This is a genomic window from Streptococcus parasanguinis (assembly GCF_001578955.1).
Taxonomy (GTDB): Bacteria; Bacillota; Bacilli; order Lactobacillales; family Streptococcaceae; genus Streptococcus; species Streptococcus parasanguinis_U.
Genome location: NZ_KQ969690.1, coordinates 490866 through 493839, shown reverse-complemented (window position 1 = coordinate 493839; position 2974 = coordinate 490866). Strand labels below are relative to the sequence as shown.

4 protein-coding genes are annotated in these 2974 nt (G+C 42.3%); 3 read left to right on the top strand and 1 reads right to left on the bottom strand.

Annotated elements, in window-relative coordinates; genetic code table 11:
* On the bottom strand, nucleotides 1-579 hold a 579-nt coding region (locus SPADD19_RS06300), incomplete at its 3' end, for a GTP pyrophosphokinase (RefSeq protein ID WP_061455542.1).
* Nucleotides 580-674: 95 nt separating this feature from the next.
* Between SPADD19_RS06300 and SPADD19_RS06295 the strand changes: the two genes are divergently transcribed.
* The 3 genes from SPADD19_RS06295 to SPADD19_RS06285 all read left to right on the top strand — a co-directional run.
* Nucleotides 675-1232: a CYTH domain-containing protein gene (locus SPADD19_RS06295; RefSeq protein ID WP_061455541.1), complete on the top strand. Its 558-nt coding sequence runs from the start codon at nucleotides 675-677 to the stop codon at nucleotides 1230-1232.
* A gap of 72 nt (nucleotides 1233-1304) precedes the next feature.
* Nucleotides 1305-2261, top strand: a complete 957-nt coding sequence (locus tag SPADD19_RS06290) for a ribose-phosphate diphosphokinase (protein WP_061455540.1) — start codon at nucleotides 1305-1307, stop codon at nucleotides 2259-2261.
* Nucleotides 2262-2270: 9 nt separating this feature from the next.
* The coding region (locus tag SPADD19_RS06285; protein WP_164905855.1) for a cysteine desulfurase family protein at nucleotides 2271-2974 on the top strand (704 nt) is incomplete at its 3' end.

Genomic DNA, 2974 nt, shown 5'->3' with positions numbered 1-2974 from the left:
CGCATCCCGAATTGCCCCCATCTCTTCATCCAAGAGATAGGCCAGGTTTGCTGTCGTCTCTAAGCGTTTTTTGATCTCGTCTGGAAAGTCTCCTTTATATTTATAATTGAGCGAGTGTTCAATGGTTGCCCAAAAATTCATGGACAAAGTCCGAATTTGAATCTCTGCTAAGATCGTTTCATTTCCATCAATGGTATCGACCGGGTACTCGACCACAACGTGGTAACTCCGGTAGCCACTTGATTTCTTGTGGCGGATGTAGTCTCGCTCTTGGACCACGCGCATATCCTGCCGTTGTCTCAGAACCTCTAGGATCTCATCCACATCGTCCACAAACTGAACCATGATGCGAAGACCAGCAATATCTTGCATATCCTGAGCCAAATTTTCTTCAGAAATATTTCTTCGGATCATCTTTTCACGAATACTCTCAATCGGTTTGACCCGTCCTGTGACAAACTCAATTGGAGAATGCTTTTGTTGCTTACGATATTGCTTACGAATCCCACGCAGTTTGATTTTTAATTCCCCAACTGCTTGGATATACGGATCTAAGAAGTTTTCCCAATCAATTGCCATCCTACCACCTTGTAATCTGAACCATTTTTGTATACAATAAACACATCTCTTATTATATCATGAATCGCTTTTGAAAAAAAGCAAAGGACCACAAAATGAACCATTTAGAAATTGAATACAAAACCTTGCTAGATAGGGAGGAATACCAATCCCTCCTTCCACTTTTTGCTGATACAGAATTGGTTGTCCAAACCAATCACTATATCGATACACCCGACCAGCTCATCCGTAAAGAAAAAATGGCCTTACGGGTGCGTACTTTCACAGATCAGGCTGAGTTGACTCTCAAGGTTCCTGAAGCAGTTGGCCATTTTGAGTACAATCAAAAACTCAGCCCAGAAGAAACCGAGGCGATCCTTCAACACCAACAGTTTCCTGACGGAGAAATCAAAAACCTCTTAATCTCTAAAGAAATCCCTGTTGAGCAACTCGCTGTCTGGGGAAGCCTTACAACAGAACGATTCGACAAAGAAACAGCTGCAGGTTTAGTGGCATTAGACCACAGTCTCTATCTAGACATTGAAGATTATGAGTTGGAAATCGAGGTCGAAACTGCTGAACAGGAAGAAAATTTCCATCAGTTCATCAAAGAGCATGGGATCGTCTACAAAGCAGCAAAAAATAAAATTGCCAGATTGGCGGAAAGATTGTAAAATAGCTGAAATTATCGCAAATTTTTGCTAAAATAGTGCTAAGATCAAAAATCTAAATGAGGTTGGAATCACATGTCAGATAAAAAAAATATGAAGCTCTTCTCTCTCAATTCAAATCCAGAGATTGCGCAAAAAATCGCGGATCATGCTGGGGTTCCACTTGGGAAAATTTCATCCCGTCAATTCTCAGATGGTGAAATCCAAGTCAATATTGAGGAAAGTGTTCGTGGATATGATATTTATATCATTCAATCAACCAGTTTCCCTGTCAACAATCACTTAATGGAACTGTTAATTATGGTGGATGCTTGCCAACGGGCCAGCGCAAATACTGTCAATGTGGTCATGCCTTACTTCGGTTATGCTCGCCAAGACCGGACTGCTGCTCCTCGCGAACCAATTACTGCTAAGCTTATCGCAAACATGTTGGTCAAAGCTGGGGTGGATCGCGTCGTCACACTGGATCTCCACGCAGTGCAAGTTCAAGGTTTCTTCGATATTGCCGTAGATAACCTCTTTACCATTCCACTCTTTGCAGAACACTACATTAACAAAGGTCTAACTGGTCCTGATGTTGTAGTCGTCAGCCCTAAAAACTCCGGTGTCAAACGCGCTCGTAGTTTAGCAGAATATCTTGATGCACCGATTGCGATCATTGATTATGAGCAAGATGATGCGAACCGTGATTATGGCTATATCATCGGGGATGTCAAAGATAAGAAAGCGATCTTGATTGACGATATCCTCAATACTGGTAAGACATTCTCAGAAGCTGCGAAAATCGTCGAACGCGAAGGTGCTACTGAAATTTATGCTGTATCAAGCCATGGTTTATTTGTAAAAGGAGCTGTTGAATTATTAGACCAAGCTCCGATCAAAGAAATCTTGGTAACCGATTCTGTTGCTCCAAATGGACCAACACCAAAAAATATTAACTATCTGACAGCTAGCGAACTGATCGCTGAAGCTATTGTTCGCATTCAAGAAAGAAAACCTGTTAGTCCTCTATTTGCCTACCACAAGAAATAAGGTCTTAATGTGATATATTTTGATAATGCCGCAACAACTCCCCTTCTACCTGAAGTCATTGATAAAATGTCTGAAACTATGAAGACCACTTTTGGAAATCCATCGAGCCTTCATGCTCATGGACGGATGGCTAGTAAACTCCTTCGAGAGTCTCGCGAGCAGATTGCTCAGTCCCTCCATACTCTTCCAAATCGGATTTTCTTCACCTCAGGTGGATCAGAAAGTAATAATACCGTTATAAAAGGCTACTGCTTGAAACACCAAACAGATGGCAAACACATCATTACGACTGCTTTGGAACACCATGCAGTTCTAGAACCCATCGAATACCTTGTAGAATGTTTCGGATTTGAAGTTACGATCGTCCAACCAAGAGATGGACGCATTCAGGCTAGTGATATCAAGGCTGCTCTTAGACCGGATACCATTCTTGTCTCTACCATGTTTGCCAATAACGAGACAGGCGATCTTCTACCGATTAAAGAAATCGGAGAACTCTTAAAAGATCATCCAGCTGCCTTTCACGTTGATGCTGTCCAAGCAATCGGAAAGATCCCTGTCTATCCCCAAGAGTTGGGAATTGATTTTCTCAGTGCTTCTGCCCACAAATTCCACGGACCAAAGGGAGTCGGCTTCCTTTATGCAGCCGTCCCAGATTTTGATAATCTCATCCATGGTGGGGATCAGGAAAGTAAGATGAGAGCCAGCACGGA